The sequence below is a fragment of the Flavobacterium limnosediminis JC2902 genome, assembly GCF_000498535.1.
GTDB classification, from domain to species: Bacteria; Bacteroidota; Bacteroidia; order Flavobacteriales; family Flavobacteriaceae; genus Flavobacterium; species Flavobacterium limnosediminis.
The window spans coordinates 104,155-130,641 of the sequence record NZ_AVGG01000018.1 but is presented as its reverse complement, the minus strand read 5'-3'; the positions used below and the strand labels follow the sequence as shown (position 1 = coordinate 130,641).

The 26,487-nt window shown below is 38.4% G+C and carries 23 protein-coding genes and 1 tRNA gene; 16 read left to right on the top strand and 8 right to left on the bottom strand.

Going from position 1 to position 26,487, the window contains the following annotated elements; translation table 11 throughout:
* Positions 1–3: 3 nt before the first annotated feature.
* Complete coding sequence (locus FLJC2902T_RS12160; protein ID WP_023580091.1) at positions 4–144, top strand: hypothetical protein; 141 nt, start codon at positions 4–6, stop codon at positions 142–144.
* A 3-nt stretch (positions 145–147) separates the two neighbouring features.
* Here the strand turns inward: FLJC2902T_RS12160 and FLJC2902T_RS12155 are convergent, their stop codons facing one another.
* A complete protein-coding gene (locus FLJC2902T_RS12155) occupies positions 148–699 on the bottom strand; it encodes an adenine phosphoribosyltransferase (protein ID WP_023580090.1) in 552 nt (183 codons plus the stop codon).
* Between the two features lie 73 nt (positions 700–772).
* Here FLJC2902T_RS12155 and FLJC2902T_RS12150 point away from each other — a divergent pair.
* From FLJC2902T_RS12150 to FLJC2902T_RS12125, 6 genes are all read left to right on the top strand, one after another.
* Positions 773–846, top strand: a tRNA-Arg gene (locus FLJC2902T_RS12150).
* A 241-nt stretch (positions 847–1,087) separates the two neighbouring features.
* The gene (locus FLJC2902T_RS12145) at positions 1,088–1,771 is read left to right on the top strand and encodes a protein-L-isoaspartate(D-aspartate) O-methyltransferase (protein ID WP_035678587.1); all 684 of its coding nucleotides are present in this window, start codon (positions 1,088–1,090) and stop codon (positions 1,769–1,771) included.
* Positions 1,772–1,780: 9 nt separating this feature from the next.
* Positions 1,781–4,177, top strand: coding sequence for a spermidine synthase family protein (locus tag FLJC2902T_RS12140; protein WP_023580088.1), 2,397 nt, complete (start codon positions 1,781–1,783; stop codon positions 4,175–4,177).
* A 504-nt stretch (positions 4,178–4,681) separates the two neighbouring features.
* Complete coding sequence (locus tag FLJC2902T_RS12135; RefSeq protein WP_155958905.1) at positions 4,682–7,039, top strand: sensor histidine kinase; 2,358 nt, start codon at positions 4,682–4,684, stop codon at positions 7,037–7,039.
* The gene (locus FLJC2902T_RS12130; protein ID WP_035678583.1) at positions 7,039–7,422 is read left to right on the top strand and encodes a response regulator; all 384 of its coding nucleotides are present in this window, start codon (positions 7,039–7,041) and stop codon (positions 7,420–7,422) included. Before FLJC2902T_RS12135 ends, FLJC2902T_RS12130 begins: the two co-directional genes overlap by 1 nt.
* A gap of 28 nt (positions 7,423–7,450) precedes the next feature.
* Entirely contained in the window at positions 7,451–8,026 is a 576-nt protein-coding gene (locus tag FLJC2902T_RS12125) for a pentapeptide repeat-containing protein (RefSeq protein WP_023580084.1), read from the top strand.
* Here the strand turns inward: FLJC2902T_RS12125 and FLJC2902T_RS12120 are convergent.
* The 6 genes from FLJC2902T_RS12120 to gyrA form a co-directional block, all read right to left on the bottom strand.
* Positions 8,023–8,700: an ABC transporter ATP-binding protein gene (locus FLJC2902T_RS12120; RefSeq protein WP_023580083.1), complete on the bottom strand. Its 678-nt coding sequence runs from the start codon at positions 8,698–8,700 to the stop codon at positions 8,023–8,025. The two genes, FLJC2902T_RS12125 and FLJC2902T_RS12120, sit on opposite strands and share 4 nt — an antisense overlap.
* A gap of 2 nt (positions 8,701–8,702) precedes the next feature.
* Positions 8,703–9,959 carry an ABC transporter permease gene (locus FLJC2902T_RS12115; protein WP_035678582.1) on the bottom strand — a complete coding sequence of 419 codons (1,257 nt, stop codon included), beginning with the start codon at positions 9,957–9,959 and terminating at the stop codon, positions 8,703–8,705.
* Positions 9,959–11,047, bottom strand: coding sequence for an efflux RND transporter periplasmic adaptor subunit (locus tag FLJC2902T_RS12110; protein ID WP_023580081.1), 1,089 nt, complete (start codon positions 11,045–11,047; stop codon positions 9,959–9,961). Before FLJC2902T_RS12110 ends, FLJC2902T_RS12115 begins: the two co-directional genes overlap by 1 nt.
* A 311-nt stretch (positions 11,048–11,358) precedes the next feature.
* A complete protein-coding gene (locus FLJC2902T_RS15895; RefSeq protein ID WP_155958903.1) occupies positions 11,359–12,039 on the bottom strand; it encodes a hypothetical protein in 681 nt (226 codons plus the stop codon).
* Positions 12,040–12,186: 147 nt separating this feature from the next.
* Positions 12,187–13,506 (bottom strand): tetratricopeptide repeat protein, encoded by a 1,320-nt coding sequence (locus FLJC2902T_RS12100; RefSeq protein ID WP_023580079.1) that lies wholly within the window; start codon positions 13,504–13,506, stop codon positions 12,187–12,189.
* A gap of 17 nt (positions 13,507–13,523) precedes the next feature.
* Complete coding sequence (gene gyrA, locus FLJC2902T_RS12095) at positions 13,524–16,073, bottom strand: DNA gyrase subunit A (RefSeq protein WP_023580078.1); 2,550 nt, start codon at positions 16,071–16,073, stop codon at positions 13,524–13,526.
* A 265-nt stretch (positions 16,074–16,338) separates the two neighbouring features.
* On the opposite strand from gyrA, the gene FLJC2902T_RS12090 reads away from it, so the two are divergent.
* The 8 genes from FLJC2902T_RS12090 (at position 16,339) to FLJC2902T_RS12055 (ending at position 23,428) form a co-directional block, all read left to right on the top strand.
* Positions 16,339–18,888 (top strand): ATP-dependent Clp protease ATP-binding subunit, encoded by a 2,550-nt coding sequence (locus FLJC2902T_RS12090; RefSeq protein WP_023580077.1) that lies wholly within the window; start codon positions 16,339–16,341, stop codon positions 18,886–18,888.
* 79 nt (positions 18,889–18,967) lie between these two features.
* Positions 18,968–20,335 (top strand): 30S ribosomal protein S6--L-glutamate ligase, encoded by a 1,368-nt coding sequence (rimK, locus tag FLJC2902T_RS12085; RefSeq protein ID WP_023580076.1) that lies wholly within the window; start codon positions 18,968–18,970, stop codon positions 20,333–20,335.
* An 80-nt stretch (positions 20,336–20,415) separates the two neighbouring features.
* Entirely contained in the window at positions 20,416–20,919 is a 504-nt protein-coding gene (locus FLJC2902T_RS12080) for a DUF421 domain-containing protein (protein ID WP_035678578.1), read from the top strand.
* Positions 20,920–20,925: 6 nt separating this feature from the next.
* Positions 20,926–21,504, top strand: coding sequence for a TMEM175 family protein (locus FLJC2902T_RS12075; RefSeq protein ID WP_023580074.1), 579 nt, complete (start codon positions 20,926–20,928; stop codon positions 21,502–21,504).
* 14 nt (positions 21,505–21,518) lie between these two features.
* Positions 21,519–21,947 (top strand): SRPBCC family protein, encoded by a 429-nt coding sequence (locus FLJC2902T_RS12070; RefSeq protein WP_023580073.1) that lies wholly within the window; start codon positions 21,519–21,521, stop codon positions 21,945–21,947.
* A 10-nt stretch (positions 21,948–21,957) separates the two neighbouring features.
* Positions 21,958–22,155, top strand: a complete 198-nt coding sequence (locus FLJC2902T_RS12065; protein WP_023580072.1) for a GldL-related protein — start codon at positions 21,958–21,960, stop codon at positions 22,153–22,155.
* Positions 22,156–22,157: 2 nt separating this feature from the next.
* Positions 22,158–22,523 carry a DUF1304 domain-containing protein gene (locus tag FLJC2902T_RS12060; protein WP_023580071.1) on the top strand — a complete coding sequence of 122 codons (366 nt, stop codon included), beginning with the start codon at positions 22,158–22,160 and terminating at the stop codon, positions 22,521–22,523.
* 5 nt (positions 22,524–22,528) lie between these two features.
* Positions 22,529–23,428: a TolB family protein gene (locus FLJC2902T_RS12055; protein WP_023580070.1), complete on the top strand. Its 900-nt coding sequence runs from the start codon at positions 22,529–22,531 to the stop codon at positions 23,426–23,428.
* 31 nt (positions 23,429–23,459) lie between these two features.
* On the opposite strand, the gene hutH is transcribed toward FLJC2902T_RS12055, so the two are convergent.
* On the bottom strand, positions 23,460–24,968 hold the full coding sequence (gene hutH, locus FLJC2902T_RS12050; RefSeq protein ID WP_023580069.1) for a histidine ammonia-lyase: 1,509 nt from the start codon (positions 24,966–24,968) through the stop codon (positions 23,460–23,462).
* A 128-nt stretch (positions 24,969–25,096) separates the two neighbouring features.
* Between hutH and FLJC2902T_RS12045 the strand changes: the two genes are divergently transcribed.
* On the top strand, positions 25,097–26,461 hold the full coding sequence (locus FLJC2902T_RS12045) for a TlpA family protein disulfide reductase (protein WP_023580068.1): 1,365 nt from the start codon (positions 25,097–25,099) through the stop codon (positions 26,459–26,461).
* The last annotated feature ends 26 nt before the right edge of the window (positions 26,462–26,487 follow it).

The following is a 26,487-nucleotide window of genomic DNA, read 5'->3' as shown; positions in this document are numbered from 1 at the left end:
TTTATGTTCAAAGTCTTAGCCAAAATAAACAAACTTATTTTACCAAGTTTTACCAAACAACGCCTGGATTTGGCCAAGGCAAGAAAATGGCAAAAAGCAATTATTGCTTATCGCTATTATGTGACTATCCGTGCCGTGGGATAAAGATTAATGGTTCATATCACCAATATGAAAATTGTCATCTTCTCCATAAGTCAGCGCTGCAAAGATTTCCTTATTTCCCAGTTTCTTTCTGCCATGAAGATGAGTCAACTCCATCAGGAAATTACACTGGACTATTTCACCCCCCAAACGTTCCACCAGTTCGCAAACAGCTTTTGCTGTTCCGCCGGATGCCAGAACATCATCGTGAATTAAAATTTTATCGCCTTTTTTAATGGAATCGGTATGAATTTCCAACGTATCGGTGCCGTACTCCAACTGATATGAAGCAGAAATAGTCGTAAATGGTAATTTTTTTGGCTTACGGACCGGAACAAATCCCACATTTAATTCGTGAGCCAAAAGTGTGGCAAAGAAAAACCCCCTACTCTCCACTCCTACTACTTTATCTATCTTTTTCCCATTTAAGCTATTGATTAACAAAGACAAACACTCTTTAGTTCCCTCTGGACTCGATAATAGTGGTGTAATGTCTTTAAAAACAATTCCTTTTTTCGGAAAATCCTGAATATCACGTATGTACTGTTGTAATGCCATTTTTTTTTAATTTTATATCGAATTTCATTTGCAAGTTACACAATAATCTCTATATTTGCACTCGTAAAAACAAGGCCTCGTGGCGCAACTGAATAGCGCATCTGATTACGGCTCAGAAGGTTACTGGTTTGAATCCAGTCGAGGTCACTAAATAAAAAACGCAATTACTTTAAATAGAAGTGGTTGCGTTTTTTTTATTTAGTTATTCGTCCACATTTCGCCTACAACTTTTGGGATTGATCCGCACATACAACACCACAAAATCTGATTTAAAAAACTGAACATCAAATAGTTATTTAAATACAGTTCAGCCCAAATTTGTTTCTGAAATCCTTAACTTTGATATGAAAGTAATTTTTGAATTGATTATCATTTAAACCACTTAGTCATGAAGTCTGCTTTATTTCTATTACTAATAGGGTGGTTATTTTCGACCCAGACAGACAATTTTTCAAAGAAACGTGGAGAAATGGTGAAGAATCAGATCCAAAGCAGAGGTGTAAAAGATGCTAAAGTGCTTGATGCAATGCGAAAAGTGCCACGTCATCGCTTTGTTCCATCTGATAAAGTTTCGGATGCTTATGAAGACACTCCGTTACCTATCGGTTATGGTCAAACCATATCTCAACCATACATAGTTGCATATATGACAGAAATAATAAATCCGAAACCTGCTCACCGGGTGCTTGAAATTGGTACGGGATCAGGCTATCAGGCAGCAGTACTGTCTGAAATTGTGAGTAAAGTTTACACCGTTGAGATTGTTGATGAATTAAGTAAACAGGCGGCCAACCGTCTTGCCAATTTGAACTATAAAAATGTGCATGTTAAAACCGCTGACGGCTATTATGGCTGGAAAGAACACGCTCCTTTTGATGCCATTATTGTTACAGCTGCTGCAGAACATGTTCCACCACCATTAATTGAACAGCTTAAAGAAGGCGGAAAAATGATTATTCCGGTAGGATCGCCTTTTATGGTTCAGGAACTCATGTTAATAGAAAAGTCCAAGGGAAAGATCCGGACATCAGCAAAGATGCCTGTACGGTTTGTCCCTTTTACAAGAAAATAAACGAACGAAATGTTTAACTATCCCAATCGCCTTCTTGCAGCCACGGGGTTGCTGTCGATTGCTCTGATTGCATACCAGATTGCCATCATACAAGTGCTGTCGTTCACACAGTGGCATCATTATGCATACATGGTTATTTCCATAGCATTATTGGGATTTGGTGCTTCAGGTACTTTTCTTTCATTAAAACGCGATGTACTGCTTCGTCAAAGCAAAATATTATTGCCATTTCTTATGATTCTCAGCGGGGTATTAATGCTTTTACCATTATGGGTCGGCAATAATGACACGGTGAGGTTTGACTCGTATCTTTTATTCGTGGAACGTAAGCAATGGTTTGCTCTGGTAATTAATTACCTATTATATTTCCTTCCCTTCTTCTGCGGTGCATTAGCGCTTGGAATTATTTTTATAGGTAATGTTTCTCAAATAGGAAAGTTTTATTTTTCCAATCTTCTCGGATCGGGTATTGGGGCAATTATTGCAGCCCTGCTTGCATGGTATTTTGTACCGGCTTCATTACCGGCTGTTGTTTCGATAATAGCAATAGCTTCCGGAATAATTTTATTCACAAAGGATAGTCACAAACTGTTGATTGCCTTTGCAGTAGCAGCAACTGCAATATGTTCTTTTCGGATTTTTTATCCTGTCACCCTTGTCGCATCTGAATACAAAAGCCTGAGCCGCACGCTCAATTTGCCGAATGCAACTGTTTCATTGGAAAAAGCCAGTCCTTATGGATTGGTGCAGGTGGTGTCCGCAGATGCTTTGCGTTATGCACCCGGATTAAGTCTTTCCTTTACCGGGGAAGTGCCGGTCAAAAAAGTAGTCTTTAATAATGGTGACTGGTATGGACCACTAATTTCATGGAGTGCGAAAGACACTTTTCATCTTCTTGATTATACTACCAATGCCCTTCCCTATGAACTGAAGAAATTAAATAATGTGTTGACACTTCATTCAGGCACAGGCATGTTTGTTTCTCATGCAATCAGCAGGAATGTCGCTTTCATTGACGCAGTTGAGCCTCACTCAGCAATCTCTGATCTTTTAATGCATGAACTTGCTTCAGATAATGATTCTCTGTTTTTTCATCCTGCTGTACATCTGCATACCATTGAACCACGTACATTTCTAACTTTCACAAAAAACAAATACGATCTTATTCAGCTTCCGCTTATTGGTGATTTCGGCGGAACATCGGGCTTGCATGCCACACGGGAAGAATATATTCTAACCAAGGAAGCTTTCTTGCAGATGTGGAATTTGCTCGGTAATGACGGAATGGTATGCATAACAGCGTGGATGGATTATCCTTTCAGAAACCCGCTAAAAATTGCATCAACAATTGCTGAAGTGATGGATGAAATCAAAATTGCCAATCCTGAAATGCATTTCGCCGCCGTCAGAAATTGGGGAACCATTACTTTTATTTTAAAAAAATCTTCACTGACAGCTGTTGAAATTAGTAAAATCAGAAAATTTTGCGATCGTTATTACTTTGATCCGGTTCTGCTCCCAAGCATTTCCGCAGGAGAACGTACCCAGTACAATGGCATGAGCGACCCTGCTTTTTTTAAATACATTGATCAGATTTTATCGGATAAGGTAAAGAGAGAAGAATTTTACAAAGAATATGATTTTCAACTGCAACCCGCAACAGATAACAAACCCTATTTTTCACAGTTTCTTCGCTTAAAAAGTTTACCCAAGCTTTCTGCACTGTTTGGCTCGGAATCTGTTCCGTTTATAGAATTGGGATTTATCATATTGGTACTAACTGTTGTTCAGATTTCGCTACTTGCAATACTACTTATTATTTTACCTCTGTTTAAAATTGGATGGAAAGGCAAAAGCAGGAATTGGACATTTTTATATTTCAGTTGTATTGGTATAGGATATATGTTTCTCGAAATTGTTTTTATACAAAAATTTATATTGTTTCTGGGCAATCCCGTATATGCCGCCACGTTGGTTATAGGAATTATGATGTTAGGTTCAGGAATCGGCAGTTTGGTTTCATCATATGTCGCTATAAACCGTCGTATTTTAAAGTCAATCTTTTTGATGATTGTGTTATTGCTGTTACTCTATTCATTTTTTCTTCCCTCATTGCTTGAAAATATTTTAGGGCTGCCTGCTTTTGAAAGAATAGCAGTATTAACAACTCTGGTTATAATCCCTTCTTTTATAATGGGTTTCCCCTTCCCCATAGGTTTAAAATTACTGTCGCAGATTGAAGAAAAAAATGTTCCTTGGGCTTGGGGCATTAACGGATGCATGTCAGTAATCAGTGCTTCACTGGCAGCTTTAATTGCCATAGAAGCAGGTTTTATGACGGTGATACTACTCGCCTCTTTTGCTTATGGAATTTCTTTATGTTCACTGTTCCTATTGAAGACATAATCCAAAACCTAAAGAACCCGACAGAGGCTACTGCATAAAACACACATGTTACGTGCCGGAATGAAAGAAAGATATGGAACATTTTGAAAGTGGGTATTGGTTGGAGCCATCAGGAAAACTTTGTCAATAATTAAATCATTTCGGCTTTAAAACAAGCTTTTTCATTTTCATGAAGTACCTCCAAAGTCCCAATCATCCGTAATAACGTAACAAATGTTAAAATAAAAAAATCTGGTCTTGTGACTTGACTTTCTTAATTAATCCGGAATACATTACCAATCAAAACCAGACTATTCTTTTGATTTTTGATAGCCTTTTTAAAAGGAGTGAAACCGGCCTTTACCGTTTAGTTAAAGACTAATGACTCTTTTTGTTGATGTCTAGGTCACAAAAAACAATGCTAAAGCAGGGCTTTTTTTATTTTCCTTCCCACCACATTAAAACCCCCAATAGAACCGTAATTACCTGATTTTTAGTTAAATTTATATTCTAAAAGGATTATGAGTGAGTCCCACAAAGAAAATAGCAGGTTTAAGCAATTGGTTTCTGTTTCGTCCAAAAACGATGGGGGCACTTGTTTTTATGGTTCTTTTATCGATTTTTATGATGTCGATCTATTTCAGATATCAGGCTGTAAAAGAGAGCGAGCAACGCAATATGTCCAACATTTTAAATGTTGTCAAACAAAACATTGAGCAGACCCTCCGGAACAGCTATGTCGCTACCATTACTCTTGCCCTGACCATCGATGATTCGGGGAATCCGAAAAATTTTGAAGAAGTTGCCAAACGCCTTGTTAGCAGTTACAATTCCATTGATGCTGTTCAATTAGTTCCCAATGGTGTCATTAAATATACTTATCCGTTAAAAGGGAATGAAGCGGCAACCGGTTTCGACATACTCAACAGTCCGCTTCACAGTAAATCAGCATTAAAAGCCATAGAAAACAAAGCGATTTATTTTTCGGGACCGGTAACTTTAAAACAAGGAGGAACGGGAGTTGTCGGACGTTTGCCTGTTTATAAAAAGGGAAAATTCTGGGGTTTTACAGCGGTAATCGTCCGATTCGACACTTTTGTAAACGCTATTGGTTTCAGTCAATTTAAGAGCGATAAATATTATTTTCAGTTATCAAAAAAAAATCCCGTTACCAATAAAGAAGAATTCTTCCTGGAAAACAAGGCCGATTTTTCAAATAAAGACTATCAGAAGGTTGAAATTCCGGAAGGCGATTGGAATCTGTACATTATTCCGAAAAACGAATCGAGGTTATTTTTTGAATTCCTGCCTGTCATTGCCATCGCCTTTCTGTTGAGTTTACTTTCCGGTCTGCTCGTTTACACATTACAGAAAAAACCACTGGAACTTCAAAAAACGGTAAAATCACAAACCAAAAAATTGTCGCGAAACAAATTTCTGTTCCGATCGATTTTTGATCATGCCGGTTTAGGAATAGCACACAATAACTCAATTGACGGTTCATTCGTTGACGCCAATGATAAATTTTGCGAACTCATCGGTTACAGTCAGGATGAAATCAGGAATATGGATTTTATGATGATTACTCACCCTGATGATCTGCAGGCCGATCTGGATAACATGGAACGCCTGAGAAAAGGGGAAATCAGCCAGTATTCCCTGGAAAAAAGGTATGTGGACAAAAACGGAAAAATTAACTGGGTAAACATTACCGTTTCACCGCTGTGGGAAAAAAACGAAAAGCCAAGCAATCACATAACCATTGTCGAAAACATTAACCAACGAAAAGAATCCGAAAGACTGATACTGGAATCGCAGCAAAAAATTAAAGACCTGATTAACAGTATCGATGGAGTCGTTTGGGAAGGAAACTCGGTAGAACCCGGAGTAACTTATATCAGTAAAAAATCCGAAGATATGCTGGGATATACTCCCGAAGAATGGCTCGCAGACGATTATTTCTGGCGGAAAATCATTCATCCTGACGACCGGGACTGGGTAATCGAACGCAGTACGGAATATGCAAAGGCACGAGTACCTTTCGACACTGAGTACAGGATGATTCATAAAAACGGAAGCACTATTTGGGTACGCGACATCGTAAGTATTTACCATGAAAGTAAAGATTCTATTAAGTTCAGGGGAATTTTAATCGATATTACAAAATCAAAACAATTTGAAATCGATCTTAACAATTCGCTCACACTGGTAACGGAACAAAACAAACGGCTGCTGAATTTTTCGCATATCGTTTCGCATAATTTACGCTCGCATACCAGCAACATCCAATCGCTGATTAATCTTATCGAGATGAGTGAAGATGAAGAAGAGAAAAAAGAATTACTGGTTTTACTGAAATCCGTTTCCGAAGCGCTGAATGAAACCATGGACAACCTCAATGAAGTGGTTTCAATACAAACCGATATTAATCCTGTAATTGAAGAATTAAACCTTAACAAATTCATCAACAGAACACTGGAGGTCCTCAGAAACCAAATCGTTAAAAATAATGCCGAAATTATAAACAATATATCCGATGAAGTTAACGTTAACTTTAATCCGGCCTATCTGGAAAGCGTATTACTTAATTTCATATCCAATTCCATACGGTACAAACATCCGGACAGAGATCCGAAAATCGAATTGAGTTCACATACCGAAGAAAATTTTAAAGTACTTGAAATCAAAGACAATGGCATAGGAATTGATTTAAATAAAAACGGAGACAAACTCTTCGGGATGTATAAAACATTTACAAACAATCCCGAATCCCGTGGCATCGGACTTTTTATTACGAAAAACCAAATTGACACGATGAAAGGAAAAATTGAAGTTGAAAGCAAACTTAACGAAGGGACAACCTTCAAAATTTATTTCAGATAATGTTACAAAAGAGAATTTACATAATTGACGACGACCCTATTTACCAGCTGGTTACCAAAAAACTGATTGAAAAAACCAACCTTTTCAATGAAAGTAAATCCTTTGGAAACGGAAGTGAAGCCTTGTATTATTTTGGGACAACAGGTGATATACCTGATATCATTCTACTGGATATTGAAATGCCGCAAATGGACGGTTGGGATTTTTTGTCGGAATTATTCCGGATTGAAGAACACTTTCATAAAGAAGCAACTATTTATATTGCAAGTTCTTCCATTGCCATAGAAGATAAAATGAAAGCCAAAAACTACCCTTGTGTAAAAGATTTCCTGAGCAAACCCATGAATCTTGAAAAATTAACTGCCATTGCCGTAGCAGAATAATCTATATTTGCATTCAAACCCATTAATTATGAATGCCGATTTTATTTTCGATAAAGAATACAAAAACAACATTTTCGCAGAATACGAAATAAAGTTCAAAGAATTTGAAAACTGTACTTTTAACCATTGCGATTTTACGCTTTGTAATTTTCTGGGAACCGTTTTTATTGACTGCACTTTTTATCACTGTAACTTCAAAGAAGCCCAGGTGGGTCATGTAGGAATGCGGAATGCCATCTTTAACGACTGTAATTTCACCTCGGTAAACTTTGCTATGACCGATCAGATTTTACATGAATTTCATTTTAACAACTGTTTGCTGGACTACGCTCAATTTTACGCTTTAAAACTGAAACGGATAAATTTTACCAACTGCAGCCTGGTGAGTGCCGACTTCATGAAAACCGATTTAACGGAAGCTTTATTCGACAACTGTAATCTTCGCATGGCTGTTTTTACAGAAGCTAATTGTGAGAAAACCGATTTCTATACAAGTTACGATTTCACGATCGACCCGGAAAAAACAAAACTTAAAAAGGCGATATTCTCATCCGAAGGAACAAAAGGATTGCTGACAAAATACAATCTGGTAATAAAAGATTAAACAATTATCTTTCCGTCCTCCATGGTGATGATGCGGTCGGTTCTTTGAGCAAATTCATTATCATGGGTCACAACGAGCAGGGTTTGATTGTGTTCTTTGGTCAACCGTTTAAAAATATCAAAAACCATATCACTGTTTCTTTTATCCAAATTCCCTGTCGGCTCATCTCCCATGATGATTAACGGATTATTGATCAGTGCGCGCGCTATGGCTACACGTTGTTTTTGCCCTCCGCTCAACTGATTGGGCATTTTTAAAGCCTGATCCTGCATATCGAGTGTTTTTAAATGTTCCATGGCCTGATGTTCTACCTCTTCTTCCGATAAGTTGGCCAGTTTTAATCCGGGGAGCATGACGTTTTTCAGTACATTATATTCCGACAGTAAATAATGAAACTGGAATACAAAACCAATCTTTTCATTACGGATACGTGCTAAATCCACATCCGATTTACCGGTAACCTCCTCTTCATGAATAAGTACCTTCCCTTCGTAATCTGTATCCATCGTGGAAAGCAGGTATAAGAGCGTAGATTTACCACAACCCGATTTCCCTTCAATGGAAACAAATTCACCGTGATCAACACTCATACTGATACTGTCCAGCACTTTAAACTTAGCGGGTTCGTAGAAATACTTTGTCAGCCCTATGGTTTCCAACACTTTATTACTCATGCTTATTTTCCTCTTATGATTTCCACAGGATCTATTTTACCGGCTTTCAAAGCGGGCAATAATCCTGCAATCGTTGTGGTTACTACGGCAAATGTGATTCCGATGACATAAAACACCGGATTATAATTTACGGGAAAGGTTTCTGTAGTTGGCAATGAAGCCATATTAAACGGAATAACATCGATGATATTGGAAAAAATATAACCGAAAACCAATCCTAACACGCCGCCGGATATTCCTATAATCAAAGAAAGGAAAATGAAAATCCACTTTACATCGTTTCCCGAAAATCCGGTTGCTTTCAGAATGGCGATGCTGTCCATCTTTTCATAAATCATCATGTTCAGGATATTATAGATTCCGAATCCTGCCACAATTAACAAAACAACTCCAACGGAATAGGAAATTATGCTTCGGATGGTACTTCCGGTTTCGAACTGTGAATTGGTCGTCTGATAATCGATGGCATCCAGATCAAATTTTAAACGATATTCATTTGCTAATTGAGGCGCCGTAGTGATATCATGCAGGTTTAACTGAATATCTGTCATGTAATTAGTAGCTTCACCCAAAATCTTCTGAGCCGTACTTATTGAGGTGGTACTCATCATATCGTCGATTTCGGTTATCCCGATTTGGGAAATACCAACGATTTTCAGCAGGACCAAATTGCCTTTGGGTGTGGTTACCTTTATAATATCTCCCACTGTAAGCATCATTTTCCGGGCCAATCCGGAGCCGATAATAATACTGTTGTTTTGCTCCAGATCGGTTATTGAACCTTCTGTTATGTAATCACTGAATTTGAAAAGGTTTTCTTCTCCAATAATGTCAATTCCGTTAATCACTCCTGAAAGTTCAATGGTCCCCGAATGAAAGAAAACCGGTGTAACAACTTTGGGAGCCACATCCAATACCCTTTTGTCTTCATGAAGCACTTTAATGATCGTTTTACTGTTGTAAATGGCTTTCCCTCTGTCTTTCGGTTTAATCGAATTGATAAAATTGATGTTGTTTTTATATTGTTCCGACAATGAAACGGGCTGATTTTCGACAGGTTTTATTTCGTTATACAAGCGAACATGCGGCGTTCTGTTGAGCATTAACCCGTCCAGAAGATCGTTCATCCCATTCATGAAACTCACCAGTGAAATAAACATCGCGATACCGAATGTTACTCCAACAGCAGCAACGACGGTTTGTTTGAGCCGTGCGCCAAGCAGATGTAAGGCAATATTCAGTATCAGTTTGTAATTCATCAGTCTTGCAGATAAATGGTTTCGCCTGCTTTCAGTCCCTCCAGAATTTCCACTTTCTGATAATCCGAAAGTCCTGTTTTTACTTTTCGTTTTTCATCCCCATCCACCAGAACATAGGTATTGTCAATCAGATAGTTTTTCGGAATGGTAATCGCTTGCTTTTTTGTCTGAATGATGATGTTGGCTTCGGCAGTTAAATTCGGATACAGTTTTTCCGGTGTTTGGATGAATTTGACTTCAATTTTAAACGTTCGGGAGCGCTCGTCCATTATCGGATAGATTTTATCCACTACGGCCTTAAAAACGGTTCCTTTATAGCTGTCCATTGTTACCAAAACCTCTTGTCCGTTTTTTACACGTGCCATGTCGTTCTCATCGACTTCCAGTTCCAGAAAAAATGAATCTGCCTTTCCGATAACCGCTAAAGGTGTTTGCGGGGTAATAAAAGCGCCTTCCTTAACCAGAACATCAAATAATTTGCCTGAAAAGGCACTTTTTATTGTAAAATCACTTTGGTTTTTTTCACTGAGCCTTAGGTTAACATCACTTCTGCTCTGTTCGTTTTTTAACTGAACACGCAGTTGCTCCAATCGATTTTGAGCCGATTCATAGACTAATTTTGAATTCTTGTAGGCCAGTTCAGATCGTTCGAAATCGACTTCCGTAATTCCGCCCTGATCCTTTACATTTTTATTTCGCTTATAAATGGATTCGTCCAGTTTTACTTTGTCTTTTGCCGTTAGTACTGTCAGTTCCATTTCGGCAATTTTGTTTTTTATGTACAGGTTGTTTTCGTTGCTTAACTGGTAAGCCAGCCTGGCATTTTCGGTATTGAGTTCTGCTTTGTCGCTGTCTAATCCGAACAATGATTGTCCTTTAACAATCGTATCGCCAACGGTAACATTAATGTTTCTCAAATCGCCGCTGACGCTTGAATAAACAACATACTGCCCCTCAGCCTTAACACTTCCCGAGGCATAGACACTCTGGGTTATGTTGCCTACTGTAGGCTGAATTCCGGAATTGGCGTTCTTACAAGCCACAACTGCCAGAACAGCAAATAAAGGAAGAATTGTTTTTAACCTCATTGCCAGCGATTTAAATTCAGATATAACACTATACGGTTATTTCTGTCTATCAAATTTACAGGAATTTTGTGAGGATAAGACTGATAAAGGTCATAAAAAAACTCCAGGATATACTCTACCGTCTGGACACATCTCTAAAAAATAGTGTGCAGATGATGCAGATTGAAAAGATTTGCACTGATTTCATATTCTTATTAAAAAACTTAGCCACGAATTCACAAATTGATTTGTACAAATTAGTGAATTCGTGGCTAAAATTTTATTTGAGTATTTGTATCCAGACGGCAGATATATACCTAGAGTTGAAGTGTCTAATTTTCTTTTACAATCATGATCGAACCTTTAAAACCGGTTGCCAGATCCCATTGATCGCTTGTAATCACAGCCCCCTTATCATCAAAGATGGAAAATTCAGCCGTATTAGGACCGGAAGTTCCCTGATTCAAAGCTTCAAATTCTATTTTATTGAAACCGGGTGTCAAACCAATTTCGATGGTTCTGTATGCTCCCGAGAGTTGAACATGGGCAGCAACCACCATATTATTGATGTAAACTTTCACTACATCCCCATCGATGGCCATATGGTCTCGACACAATATTTTTACGTAATTTGATTTCGTTTTATATTCGCCGAAAGTCTGGTTGCGACGGAAGATTTTTGTGTTATCATCTCCCTGTTGTTTGGGTACCGCATTTTTAGGGATATCATACGGACTTAAAAATTTCTCAGGCTTTTTATCTGTAGTTTGTCCAATCTGGGCGGTACTTGTCCCTTCTTTGGGAAATGTCAGGGGCTTATCCTTATCCAAAACAGAATCACTGAAATCCATCGGTTGAAAACGTGGAATATCTGCTTTTGCAGGAAGTTGATTTACTTTTACTTCCGGATCTTTTATACGCGGAATCACAACGGTTTTCTTACCATTATCCGGTTGGGAGAAGGCATTCATTGAAAAAAACAATGCCGTTAGTACTGCGTATATGAATCTCACGTTTTATCTTTTAGATTTCCAAAAATAGTGAATCAAAAACTATTCCATTCTTAAAATTAGAACTGAAATTGTTAATATTGGTTAATTTTAATATAAAATCAACATCGGAACAAAAAAAATCCCTCAATTACCGAGGGATTCTTATAACTATTTTTTGGCTTTCAATGCTTTGTATTTTGCATCCATTTCCAAAACCTGATAGGAATTCAGCAATATAGCCTTTACTCCTTCATTTGCAGGTTCTAACTCCAATGCTTTTTCAAAGTACGGAATAGCACTCGTAAACATCTTTTGTCTTTTCGCTTTTAACTCGTCATAACGTTTGCTTTCTTTTGGAGTCATTCCTAAAGAGTTCATCTCCTTAACAATCTTATCATCACCTAATAAATAAAGCGCTCCTAAATTATTGTAAGCATTGAAATATTTCGGATTGATTGCAATTGCTTTCTCATAATATTTCTTAGCATCTTCAATTTCACTCGTATTGGTACTTACAACACCTAAGTTAAAATACAGATCAGGATCATTCGGTTTTTTGGCAATAACCTCGCTAATAAGTTTTTTATACATTGCCATATCTTTAGCTTCGTAGTAAAGATTTGCTTCTGCTAAAATCAAATCGGTATCATCCGGATTAAGGGCTCTTGCTTCAGCAATTGCTCTTTTAGCTTCATCTGCTCTGCCTTTTTCCAATAAAATTGAAGCGTAATTTTTATAGATTTCCCCTCTTTTTGAAGGAATCTTTTCATCTCTCGGTTTCTCGTGTGTTCCGATTCTGATAGCGGCTTTTCTATCGGCATCTGAACCAAAAGGCTCTTCCTGACCATTTGCCTTATTTGTTGCGAAATACATTGTACCCTCACCGGTATAGTTGATTTTTTTCAGTTCCTCATAATAACTGAGTGCACTGTCATAATCCTGAGCCTGAACCGCTAAAACGGAAGCGTTATACAAGTTGGAAGGATCCGATTTATCAAGATTGTAAACCGCCGCAAATATTTGAGCCGATTCTTTAAACTTTGACGCCTGATTTAAACCGTAAGCATATTGTACCATCATGGGTTTAAAACTCATGATAGTTTCTTTGATATCCGCCGTGTATATTTCCTTACCCGATTTCTTTTCAAAATCCAAGACGTCATTCAATGCTTTAGCCATCATGTTGATATTCGATGGAGAAAGATTTTTTGCCAACGCCTGAACATCATTCGGATTCTTCGTCATGGCATCGTTCAACTCCAGAATTGGCAACATAGCCTTATAGAAATTAACATACACCAAATCCGCTTCGGCTAAACCGGACATCGCACTCACTTTATTAACATTAGCTTTGTAGTTGGAGAAATCATCAGCAGACAATTGGTCTTTGCCATATAACTTCTTCAACGTTTTTAACTCATCCTTCTGAGCGAAAGATGCCGCTGAAAGCATCATTAAAGATGCCACTAAAACATATTTAACTTTCATTTTATGATCAGTTTAGATTATTCCTGTGTATCGTTTTCTTCTGAAGAAATTTCAGAGTTATCGTTTTCACCGTCAATTTCCTGGTCTGTTTCTTCTTCCTCATCTTCACGCATTACTTTTGCAACCGCAGCAATGCCATCGTTTCCTTTAATGTTAATCAAACGTACTCCTTGTGTGGCACGCCCCATTACACGTAAATCGGAAATCTTCATACGGATTGTCAAACCGGATTTGTTAATGATCATCAAATCATCTTCGTCGGTAACATTATTAATTGAAATCAGGGATCCTGTTTTTTCCGTCAGATTCAGTGTTTTCACACCTTTTCCTCCACGATTGGTAATACGGTATACATCTTCTCCATCTTCATCAACCAATTTTGTTCGTTTACCGTAACCGTTTTCAGTAACCACTAAAATCTGAGAGTCATTCACATGATCCCTGTCTATGGAAACCATTCCGATTACTTCATCATTATCGTCAGCTAAAGTAACCCCACGTACACCGGAAGCGGTTCTTCCCATTGGACGGGTTTTCTCTTCTTCAAAACGAACCAGTTTACCGGATTTCACAGCAATTAATACCTGACTGTTTCCTGTGGTTAATTTTGCTTCCAATAATACATCGTCTTCTTTGATGGTGATTGCGGCAACTCCGTTCACACGCGGTCTTGAATACTGTTCCAATGACGTTTTTTTCACCTGACCCTGTTTGGTCACCATGATTACGTAATGACTGTTGATGTACTCCTGGTCTTTCAAATCCTGTGTACAGATGAATGCTTTTACCTTATCGTCGTTTTCGATGTTGATAAGGTTCTGAATCGCACGTCCTTTACTGGTTTTACTTCCTTCCGGAATTTCATACACACGCATCCAGAAACATTTTCCTTTTTGTGTGAAGAATAACATATACTGGTGGTTTGTTGCCACATACATATGCTCTAAGAAATCCTGATCACGGGTTCCGGCCGATTTCTGACCAACCCCGCCTCTGTTCTGTGTTTTGTATTCCGAAAGTGGTGTACGTTTGATGTAACCTGCATGAGAAATGGTAATCACCACTTGTTCATCTGCAATCAGATCTTCGATACTTACATCTCCACCGGAATATTCGATAACAGAACGACGTGCATCACCGTATTTGTCTCTTATTTCGGCTAATTCATCTTTAATCACCTGCATTCTCATTTCTTTGCTTGCCAATAATTCTTTCAAATAAGCAATCAATTTCATGATTTCTTCGTATTCAGCACGCAATTTGTCCTGTTCAAGACCCGTTAACTGACGCAAACGCATTTCAACAATCGCACGCGCCTGAATTTCAGACAAATTGAAACGCTCTATTAATTTCGTTCTCGCCTCATCCCCGTCTTTCGAAGCTCTGATTAACTGGATTACTTCATCAATATTATCCGAAGCAATGATTAAACCTTCCAAAATGTGGGCTCTCTCTTCCGCTTTACGCAAATCGTACTGTGCACGACGCGTAACAACATCATGACGGTGCTCCACGAAATAATGGATCAGGTCTTTCAGATTCAGCATTTGCGGACGACCATTTACCAATGCGATGTTGTTCACACTGAAAGACGACTGCAATTGCGTATACTTATATAAGGTATTCAACACCACATTCGGAACTGCCTCACGTTTCAATACATAAACGATACGCATACCGTTTCTGTCGGATTCGTCTCGAATAGTGGAAATACCTTCAATTTTTTTCTCGTTTACCAGATCAGCAGTATGCTTAATCATACTCGCTTTATTTACCTGATACGGAATCTCGGTAACAATAATCGATTCACGACCATCAACTTCCTCAAAATTCACCTTAGCACGCATTACTACACGTCCTCGACCGGTTTTAAAAGCTTCTCTTACACCATCCATACCGTAGATAGTACCTCCGGTAGGGAAATCAGGTGCTTTGATATGATGCATTAACTCATCAATCTCAATATCGTGATTATCAATATATGCTAACGTTCCGTCGATTACTTCGGTTAAGTTGTGTGGTGCCATATTTGTGGCCATACCCACAGCAATACCTGAAGCTCCGTTTACCAACAAGTTTGGAACTTTGGTCGGCATTACTTTAGGTTCTTCTAAAGTATCGTCGAAGTTTAACTGGAAATCTACTGTTTCCTTATCGATATCCGCCAACATTTCTTCCGAGAACTTTTTCATTCTTGCCTCGGTATAACGCATAGCTGCAGGGCTGTCACCGTCTACAGAACCGAAGTTACCCTGACCGTCCACCATTAAATAACGTAAACTCCATTCCTGTGCCATACGAACCATGGCATCGTATACTGAACTGTCTCCGTGTGGGTGATACTTACCTAATACCTCCCCTACGATTCTAGCTGATTTTTTATGCGCTCTATTGGATAATACCCCCAACTCATACATACCAAACAAAACTCTTCGGTGTACCGGTTTCAATCCGTCTCTGACATCAGGAAGTGCTCTGGATACAATTACCGACATCGAATAATCGATGTAAGCTGATTTCATTTCGTCCTCGATGTTAATCGGAATTAACTTTTCTCCTTCAGACATAAGTATTTATATTAAAAAATTATAATTATTACAAAACGTGCCAATATACGCATTTTTAAAGTTTCCATACAGCAAATTATTCACAATTTTAGGCATTTTATTAACATTAAAATCACCTTAAAAAGTTGAAAAAAGCTGCCCTTTTGTCTTTTATTTCTCGATTATTATTCGTCTATTAGCAATATCGGTAAATTTGATTTTGTCAGGTATGATTTTTGCACAACCTTCATAGAATTAGTAAATTTACAGTATAAAGATTTTTGTAATGGACGATAATTTTTCACCAAGAGTTAAAGACGTGATTACCTACAGTAAGGAAGAAGCCTTGCGATTAGGTCACGACTTTATTGGTACAGAACATTTAATGCTGGGGATACTCAGGGATGGTAACGGAACAGCTATCAATATATTAAACAACCTGTCGGTAGATTTGGAACATTTACGTCGGAAAATTGAAATTGTTAGCCCGCCAAACCCCAATGCGGACAGAAGTAACGACAAGAAAAACCTGCACTTAACCCGACAGGCGGAGCGTGCTTTGCGCACCACGTTCCTGGAAGCGAAAGTTTTTCAGAGCACTTCCATCAGCACTGCGCATTTGTTGTTATGCATTCTCCGTAACGAGAACGACCCGACAACAAAGCTTTTGAACAAATTAAAAATTGACTACGAACTTGTTAAAGAACAATTTATAGCTATGACATCAAACGAAGAAGATTATCTGGATAATTTACCTAAAAACGAGTCGTTCAATGACGATTCCGGACAAGATGACAGTATGCGTGACGCCGGTTTCAACAATCCGGGTGCAGCAGGTAAAACCAACAAAAAATCAAAAACTCCGGTTTTGGATAATTTTGGACGTGATTTAACCGAATTAGCTGAAGAAGGCAAACTGGATCCTGTAGTGGGCCGTGAGAAAGAAATCGAACGTGTTTCACAGATTTTAAGCCGAAGAAAGAAAAATAATCCATTGTTAATAGGAGAACCTGGTGTTGGTAAATCTGCCATTGCCGAAGGTTTGGCTTTGCGCATTATTCAAAAGAAAGTATCGCGTATTCTGTTCAACAAACGAGTGGTAACCCTTGACCTGGCTAGTTTAGTGGCCGGAACAAAATACCGCGGACAGTTTGAAGAACGAATGAAAGCCGTAATGAATGAGTTGGAAAAAAATGACGATATCATTCTTTTCATTGACGAAATTCACACTATAGTTGGCGCTGGTGGAGCTACGGGCTCATTAGATGCTTCCAACATGTTCAAACCGGCTTTGGCAAGAGGTGAAATCCAATGTATTGGTGCCACTACCCTTGACGAATACCGTCAATACATCGAGAAAGACGGCGCTTTGGAAAGACGTTTTCAGAAAGTGATTGTAGAACCGACTACGGTTGAGGAAACCATCACCATTCTGAATAACATCAAAAACAAATACGAAGATCATCATAACGTAATTTACACACAGGAAGCTATCGAAGCTTGTGTGAAATTAACCAACCGATACATGTCTGAGCGTTTCTTACCGGACAAAGCCATTGATGCTTTAGACGAGGCGGGTTCCCGTGTTCACATAACAAACATCGATGTTCCGAAACAAATTCTGGAACTGGAAAAACAATTGGAAGAGGTACGCGAACTGAAAAATTCTGTGGTTAAAAAACAGAAATACGAAGAAGCAGCCAAACTTCGTGATGATGAAAAACGCATTGAAAAAGACTTATCCATAGCCCAGGAACAGTGGGAAGAAGATGCCAAAAACAATCGTATCACCGTTACCGAAGACAATGTTGCCGATGTGGTTTCCATGATGACAGGAATTCCCGTGAACCGTATTGCCCAAACCGAAAGTAATAAATTAGCCCACTTACCGGAACTTATTAAAGGAAAGGTTATCGGACAGGATGAAGCGGTGATGAAAATTGCCAAATCAATCCAAAGAAACCGTGCCGGGTTAAAAGATCCGAACAAACCGATCGGGTCGTTTATTTTCCTGGGTCAGACCGGTGTCGGTAAAACGCAATTGGCAAAAGTAATCGCTAAAGAATTATTCGATTCCGAAGATGCATTGGTTCGTATCGACATGAGTGAATACATGGAGAAATTCGCCATTTCAAGATTGGTTGGAGCGCCTCCGGGATACGTTGGATACGAAGAAGGCGGACAATTAACCGAGAAAGTAAGAAGAAAACCGTATTGTGTTGTTCTTTTGGATGAGATTGAAAAGGCCCACCCGGATGTATTCAACATGATGCTGCAGGTTTTAGACGACGGACATTTAACCGACAGTTTAGGCCGTAAAATCGATTTCAGAAATACGATTATCATCATGACTTCCAATGTGGGTGCGCGTCAGCTAAAAGATTTCGGAACCGGAGTTGGTTTCGGGACGGCTTCAAAAAATGCGCAGGCTGATGATGTCTCAAAAGGAATTATCGAAAACGCCCTGAAAAAAGCCTTTGCTCCGGAATTCTTAAACCGAATTGACGACGTAATCGTCTTCAATACCCTGGAAAAATCAGATATCGATAAAATTATCGACATCGAAATGGACAAATTATATGCCCGCGTGGCCGATTTGGGATACAAACTTAAGTTGTCCGAAAAGGCAAAAGACTATATCGCCGAAAAAGGTTTTGATAAACAATTTGGCGCCAGACCACTGAAACGTGCTATACAGAAATACGTGGAAGACGAACTGGCTGAGGAGATTATCACTTCCAAAATTCATGAAGGCGATGAAATTTTCATGGATCTGGATGAAGACAAACAAGAACTCTTCGTAACCATAAAAAAAGCAGAAGAACCTACTAATTAGTAGGTTTTTCCTTTTTAACATAAATTTGTTTGGCATTCCAAAAAAAGTAGTACTTTAGAATTACAAATTACGTATTAAAATGCTAGACAAAGTTATCGTAGGAAGCGAGGAATGGTGTTCATTTCCAGACCTTGGAATTCCAACTATTAAAGCTCGTGTTGATTCGGGAGCAAAAACATCGGCGTTACATGCCACCAACATTACAACTTTCGAAAAAGACGGGGAAAACTGGGTTAGATTTGACATTAACCCGATTCAAAATAACTTAAAAGCCGTAATTCATTGCGAGGCGCTTTTAGTGGATAAACGCGTGGTGAAAAGTTCCAGCGGATATCGCGAACAACGCTATGTTATCAAAACCAAATTGGAAATCGGCGGAAGCTTTTGGGGAATAGAAGTAACCCTGACCAATCGTGACTCTATGGGTTTTCGTATGCTACTTGGCCGGGAAGCAATGTCCGGAAGAATATTAGTCGATCCTGAACAAAAATACTTATTAGGGCAACCCACTAATGAAAAGATAAAAGAATACTATTACAACGAATTACCGGTAACTAAAGGTTTACGCATTGGTTTGTTAGCTAGCAATCCAGAATTATACAGTAATAAACGGATCATGGAAGCAGGCGAAATGCGCGGACACGAAATGCATTTCCTGAATCTGAAATACTGCTATATGAAACTCGATGCTGATACCCCGGAAATCCATTACCGTGGCGGACGTATTTTAAACGATTTCGATGCGGTAATCCCAAGAATCCGTCCGAGTATGACGTATTACGGTTGTGCGCTTACACGACAGTTTGAAGCACTTAAAGTATTCGCGCTGAACAATTCGGCGGCCATCAGTCAGTCGAGAGACAAACTGTTTTCACTGCAATTACTTTTAAATAACGGTGTTGACATTCCAACAACAGGATTTGCCAATTCCCCTTTAGACACAAACGACCTGATTAAAATGGTAGGCGGTTCTCCACTAATCGTAAAATTACTGGAAGGAACACAGGGAAAAGGTGTTGTTTTGGCCGAAACCAAAAAAGCGGCCGAATCGGTAATTAATGCTTTCAAAAGTTTAAATGCCAATATCTTAGTACAAGAATTCATAAAAGAAGCCAACGGAAAAGATTTGCGTTTGTTTGTGGTAGACGGAAAAGTAGTAGCCGCCATGCAACGGGAAGCCTTACCGGGAGAATTCAGAGCCAATATCCATTTAGGAGGAACCGCTTCGGTAGTAAGAGTAACTCCGGAAGAAAAACGAATTGCCATTAAAGCTGCTAAAGCCATGAATTTAAAAGTGGCCGGTGTTGATATTATACGATCCTCAAAAGGTCCTTTATTATTGGAAGTAAACTCTTCACCAGGCTTGGAAGGAATCGAAGGAGCTACCCATAAAGACATTGCCGGAGAAATGATTAAAGCGATCGAGAAAAACTTTAAGTGGAAATAAAACAGTAATTAGTCGTTAGCAATTACTAACAACTAACAACTAACGACTAATTACTAACGACTAATTACTGAACACTAAAAATGAATCCCTATCTCGACATAATTCTGCGAAGTGTAGCCGTATATTTTTTTATGGTTCTGGCTTTGCGTTTTTTTGGAAAGAAAGAATTGTCACAGCTGAATACTGCCGATGTAATTCTGATATTACTAATAAGCAATTCAGTTCAGAACGCCATGGTAGGCAGTAATTCAAGTTTGTTGGGAGGATTGGCCGCCGCTTTAACCCTCTTCATAATGAGTTTTGTGCTGAAAAGATTCATGTATCGCTTTAAAAAATTGAGTGATCTGATACAGGATAAACCTGAAATTCTGATTCATAACGGAAAAACCGAATATAAAACACTGGCCAAATTAGGAATTACTTCCGATGAGATGGAAGAAGCCATGCGCGAACACGGGATTGAACATTATAAAGATGTTAAACTCGCCATGCTGGAAGTAGACGGCAACATCAGCATCATTTCGGGAGAAACCGAATTAAAGCAATCCCATCATAAACGAAGAATTCACAAAACCTTAAGCTGATTCCACATGAACAAAACCCGATTAGAAGCTTTCAGTGACGGAGTTCTGGCAATAATAATCACCATAATGGTACTGGAACTTAAAGTACCGCACGGAATGGATTTTGATTCATTAATACCGTTATTCCCGAAATTTTTGAGTTACGTGCTCAGCTTTATTTACATTGGTATTTACTGGAACAATCACCATCACATGATGCATACGGTAAAACAGGTAACCGGAGGAATACTCTGGGCCAATCTTCATTTACTGTTTTGGTTATCACTTGTTCCTTTTGTCACGGCTTGGATCGGTGAAAACAATTTTGCCCCGTTTCCGATGACAATGTATGGTGTTATTCTTCTTATGGCCGCGATTGCCTATTTCATTTTGCAATATCTGATTCTGAAAAAACACGGTCCGGATTCGGTGCTTTCAAAAGCGATTGGCGGTGATTTAAAAGGAAAAATTTCTCCTGTTTTGTACATCGTTGGAATTATTTGTGCTAACTTTAATCCACTGTTCGCCGGAGTCATGTATATTGCCGTTGCACTAATTTGGCTGATTCCGGATAAACGAATTGAGAACATTATCGATTCCGAGTAATAAAAAAGCGACTTATGCAGACCATCTATCACGATTTAATCATCAACGTCACAAAAGAAAAGGTTTTTGAAGCCATTTCAACTCCGAAAGGTTTAAATAACTGGTGGACATTACGCAGCAAGGGAACCGCAGGACTGGACGAAAAATACAATTTATATTTCGGCGAAGAGTACGATTGGTTTGCCACAATTTCCAAATTCAAAGAAAACGAAGTTATTGAATTTTCTATGACAGAAGCTATGGAAGAATGGCTCCCTACCCGTTTCGGATTCATTTTAAAGGAAGAAAACAGTCATAGAACTTACGTGCAGTTTTATCATGCTGACTGGAAAGAAGCCACTCAGGAATTCAGGATTGCAAGTTATTGCTGGGCAAATTTATTACGGGAATTAAAACAATATCTGGAAAAGGGCATCATCACTCCCTTTGAAGAAAGAAACTAAATTCAAAAACATGAAAAACAAACAGATAGTACTCGCATTCATTTTGGGCTGCATCATAACAATTATCGGAGCGTTGTTCAAAATAATGCATTGGCCGGGAGCTTCAATCATGCTGATATTAGGAATGTTGTGTGAGGCTTTTGCCGGAGTTATGCTTATCATAAAGATTTACAGAAATCAGAATCCGAATGGTTTTCTAAACAAGTAAACATGACAATCCTATCAAAAATACTTATTGGTTTTGTAGCTATCATCCACCTTTATATTGTGTGGCTGGAAATGTTTGCCTGGACAACCCGTGCCAAAAAAGTATTCCGGAAAGTTCCGGCAGAGATGTTTGAAAAAACAAAGCAAATGGCCGGAAACCAAGGATTATATAACGGATTTCTAGCCGCCGGATTGATTTGGTCGCTTTTAATTTGTGATAGCCATTGGAGTTTTTACATTGCACTGTTCTTTTTGAGTTGTGTTTTTATCGCCGGAATTTACGGAGCCATTACGGTTCAGAAATCGATTTTTTACGTTCAGTCGGTCCCGGCACTACTTGCAATTATAAGTATTCATTTCATGAAATAAATATTATGAAGATTCTCTCAAACAGCCGTTTAGCAATATTCCTTTTCAGCAGTTTGGGAATCGCACAAAATTCACCGACAGGAAAGATCGGGTTCACTTCCACCAAAGACGGAAACTATGAAGTATATTCGATGGATGCCGACGGAAGCAATCCGGTAAACCTCTCCAACAATCCCAAAACCGATTATGCTTTTTCATGGTCAAAGGATGGTAAAAAAATCACCTTTTACACTAACAGAGACGGAAATGATGAAATTTATATCATGAATAGTGATGGTTCGGAACAAATTAATGTAACGAATCATGTTTCAAGCGACAGAATCCCTTCTTTTTCAAACGATTCCAAAAAAATTGTTTTCGTTTCCGACAGAGATAATCAAACCGGAGAAATCTATATAATGGATGCTAACGGAAAAAATCAACTTCGCATCACCGAAAATCAGTATTTTGAAGAATCTCCCACTTTTTCAAAAAACGGAAAACAATTACTGTTTACAAGGGATATAAAAGATCCGAATGACAGCACATCTGTAAGTAACGGTGAGCTTTTTCTTTTGAATCTGAAAACCCGAAAAGAACTTCGGCTTACAAACAAAAAAGGATACGATTCCGGAGGTACATTTTCCCCCGATGAAAAGAAAATTGCCTTTTACGGAAAAGATGAGAAAACCGGTTACTATGATATTTTTATAATGAATCCGGATGGAAGTCAACTCGAAAACCTTACAAATGATGAACCCGAAGACTACTCGCCTGCTTGGTCACCTGATGGAAAATGGTTAGCCTTCACAAGAGGAAATTCAAAGAATTATGACATCTGGATAATGAACATCCGATCCAAAGAAATGATACGCTTAACCACTCAACCAAAGCGTGACGAAACTCCTTTTTGGTCTCCTAAATAATAAAAAAAGCCTCAATTAAGAGGCTTTTCTGTTATTCTAAAACTTCACTGTCAAGTTGTAAACTGTTCAGGAAAGCTATCGATTTTTCAATATCATAATGTAAAATTCGGTCTTCTTCTACCAACGGAACCTCTTCACGATATGATTTTACAAAAGTTTCAATAAAATCACTCGATTTTAAAGGTCTTCTGAATTCTATTGCCTGAGAAGCATTCATCAGCTCAATGGCTAAAATGCGCTCCAGATTTTCCATAATCTTCAGACACTTCGTCGCCGCATTAGCACCCATGCTCACATGATCTTCCTGTCCGTTAGAAGAAACGATACTGTCAACACTTGCAGGAGTTGCCAATTGTTTGTTCTGACTAACGATACTCGCCGCTGTGTATTGCGGAATCATGAAACCGGAATTCAATCCCGGATTGCTAACCAAAAATGCAGGCAATTCTCTTAATCCGGAAATTAACTGATAGGTTCTTCTTTCGGAAATACTTCCCAACTCTGCCAAAGCGATTCCTAAAAAGTCTAACGCTAACGCTAACGGTTGTCCGTGGAAATTTCCTCCGGATATGATTAAATCCTCACCCACAAAAATATTAGGGTTATCGGTAACCGAATTGATTTCGGTCTTGAATACTTTTTTCACATAATCGATGGTATCTTTCGAAGCACCATGCACCTGTGGAATACAACGGAACGAATACGGATCCTGAACATGTTGTTTCGGCTGCGCGATAATTTCACTGTCTTCCAACAATTCATTAAAACGTCTTGCGGTATTGATTTGTCCTTTGTGCGGACGAACCATGTGGATCAATTCGTTAAAAGGTTCGATTCTTCCATCAAAACCTTCCAAGGAAATCGCTCCGATTACGTCTGCCAAATACGAGAATTTCATCGCTTTCAAAAGTACGTAACAGCCATAGGAACTCATGAATTGTGTTCCGTTCAATAAAGCCAAACCTTCTTTTGATTTCAATTCGATAGGTTTCCAGCCCATTTTATCCAACACCTTCATTGCCGGCTGACGGAAACCATCCACATACACTTCCCCTTCTCCGATTAGAGGCAATGACAAATGTGCCAAAGGCGCCAAATCACCGGAAGCCCCCAACGAACCTTGAGTATAAACCACCGGCAAAACATCATTATTGTAAAAATCAACCAGACGCTCAACTGTTTGCAACTGAACACCCGAATTTCCGTAGCTTAATGATTTGATTTTAAGCAACAACATGATTTTTACAATTTCCTGCGGCACTTCGTCTCCCGTTCCGCAAGCATGTGATTTCACCAGGTTTTCCTGAAGCTTGGTAAGGTTTTCGTTTGAAATCTTGATATTACATAACGATCCGAATCCTGTGTTGATCCCATAAATCGGCTCGTTGTGCGATTGCATTTTATTATCTAAATAAGTACGGCATTTTTCGATGTTAATACGTGCTTCTTCTGATAATTCAAGGGTTTTGTTCTGAGAAATGATTTCCTGAAGCAATTCTAAAGAAAAAACATCAGAACTTATATAATGTACTGTATCCATTTTCGTGGTTATATTAAGAGTTCAAAATTCAACAAAATGCGTTTAAAATGCAAGATTTATTATTAGTATTTCATTGTGAAAAATTATAAACCACAATTCTTATATTTGGACAACTAAAACTATTAAACATGAAAAACACACTTTACCTTTTGTTGGTTGTATTTTTTGCTTCGTTTACAACACCAAAAGAAACCATTACACTTTCGGGAAAAATCACTAATACCGAAGACGGAAAACTGAAAATCAAAGGAGAAGCATTCGAAAAAGAAATTACACTCAAAGCTGATGGTACGTTCTCGGAAACCTTTCAGATTGAATACATCGGAACTTACAATTTCGGTACAAAAGCTAATCGTTCTTCTTTATATCTAACGAAAGGAACCAAGCTTGTAATCAATTTTGATGACAAAAACTTTGCTCCGACTTTAAAATATTCGGGAAAAGGAAGTGCTGAAAACCAATATCTGAGTGATAAATCAGTTACTGTTAATAAAATAATGGGCAACGTTCAGGAATTTTATGCTTTGGACGAAACTGCTTTCCTGGCAAAACTGAAAGAAGTAAAAACAGCAATGACTGATTTGTTGGAAAAATCCAAAATTACAGATGCTGACTTCAAGAAAAATGAGGTAAAAAGCATTGGTTATTTCGAACAGTTACAGATCATGAATTACCCTTCTTACCATGCACATTATGCAAAAATTGAAGGTTTTACACCATCGGCAACATTTCCGAAATTTGACGAAAAAATCGACTTGGACAACGAGGGTGACTTCTTGTTTTCATCACCTTACAAACAAATTGTGGCATCAAAATTCAGCAATAACCTACATGCTAATATGAATGAAAATGATGAATACACATACAAATTAGCGTTACCGGAAATTAAAAAAGTAAAAAGTCCAGCCATCAGAAATGCACATATCCAAAGCCTATCCTATGAAGTTGGTGCCGGAAATCCGGATGCAACAATGCTTTACAACGAATTAATGGCACTTTCCACAGACGAAAAATTCAAAAAAGATTTAACTGTTAAATTCGATAAAATCAAAACCTTAACTCCGGGAAATGTTTCTCCGAAGTTTGATTATGAAAACTTTAAAGGCGGAAAAACATCATTGGAAAGTTTAAAAGGAAAATATGTTTATATCGATGTTTGGGCTACGTGGTGCGGACCTTGCCGTCGTGAAATTCCAAACTTACAAAAAGTGGAAGAACAATTTCACGGAAAAAACATCGAGTTCGTAAGTCTTTCCATAGATGCGAAAAAAGATTATGAAAAATGGAGAAAATTTGTGGAAGATAAGAAACTGGGCGGCATTCAGTTATTTGCGGACAGCGACTGGAGTTCAAAATTCGTACAGGATTATGCCATCGAAGGAATTCCGAGATTCATTTTGATTGATCCGAACGGTAATATCGTTTCTGCTGACGCTCCTCGCCCATCCGATCCAAAATTGGTAGCTAAATTTGAAGAATTAGGAATAAAATAATTTTATAATCAACACATAAAAAACCC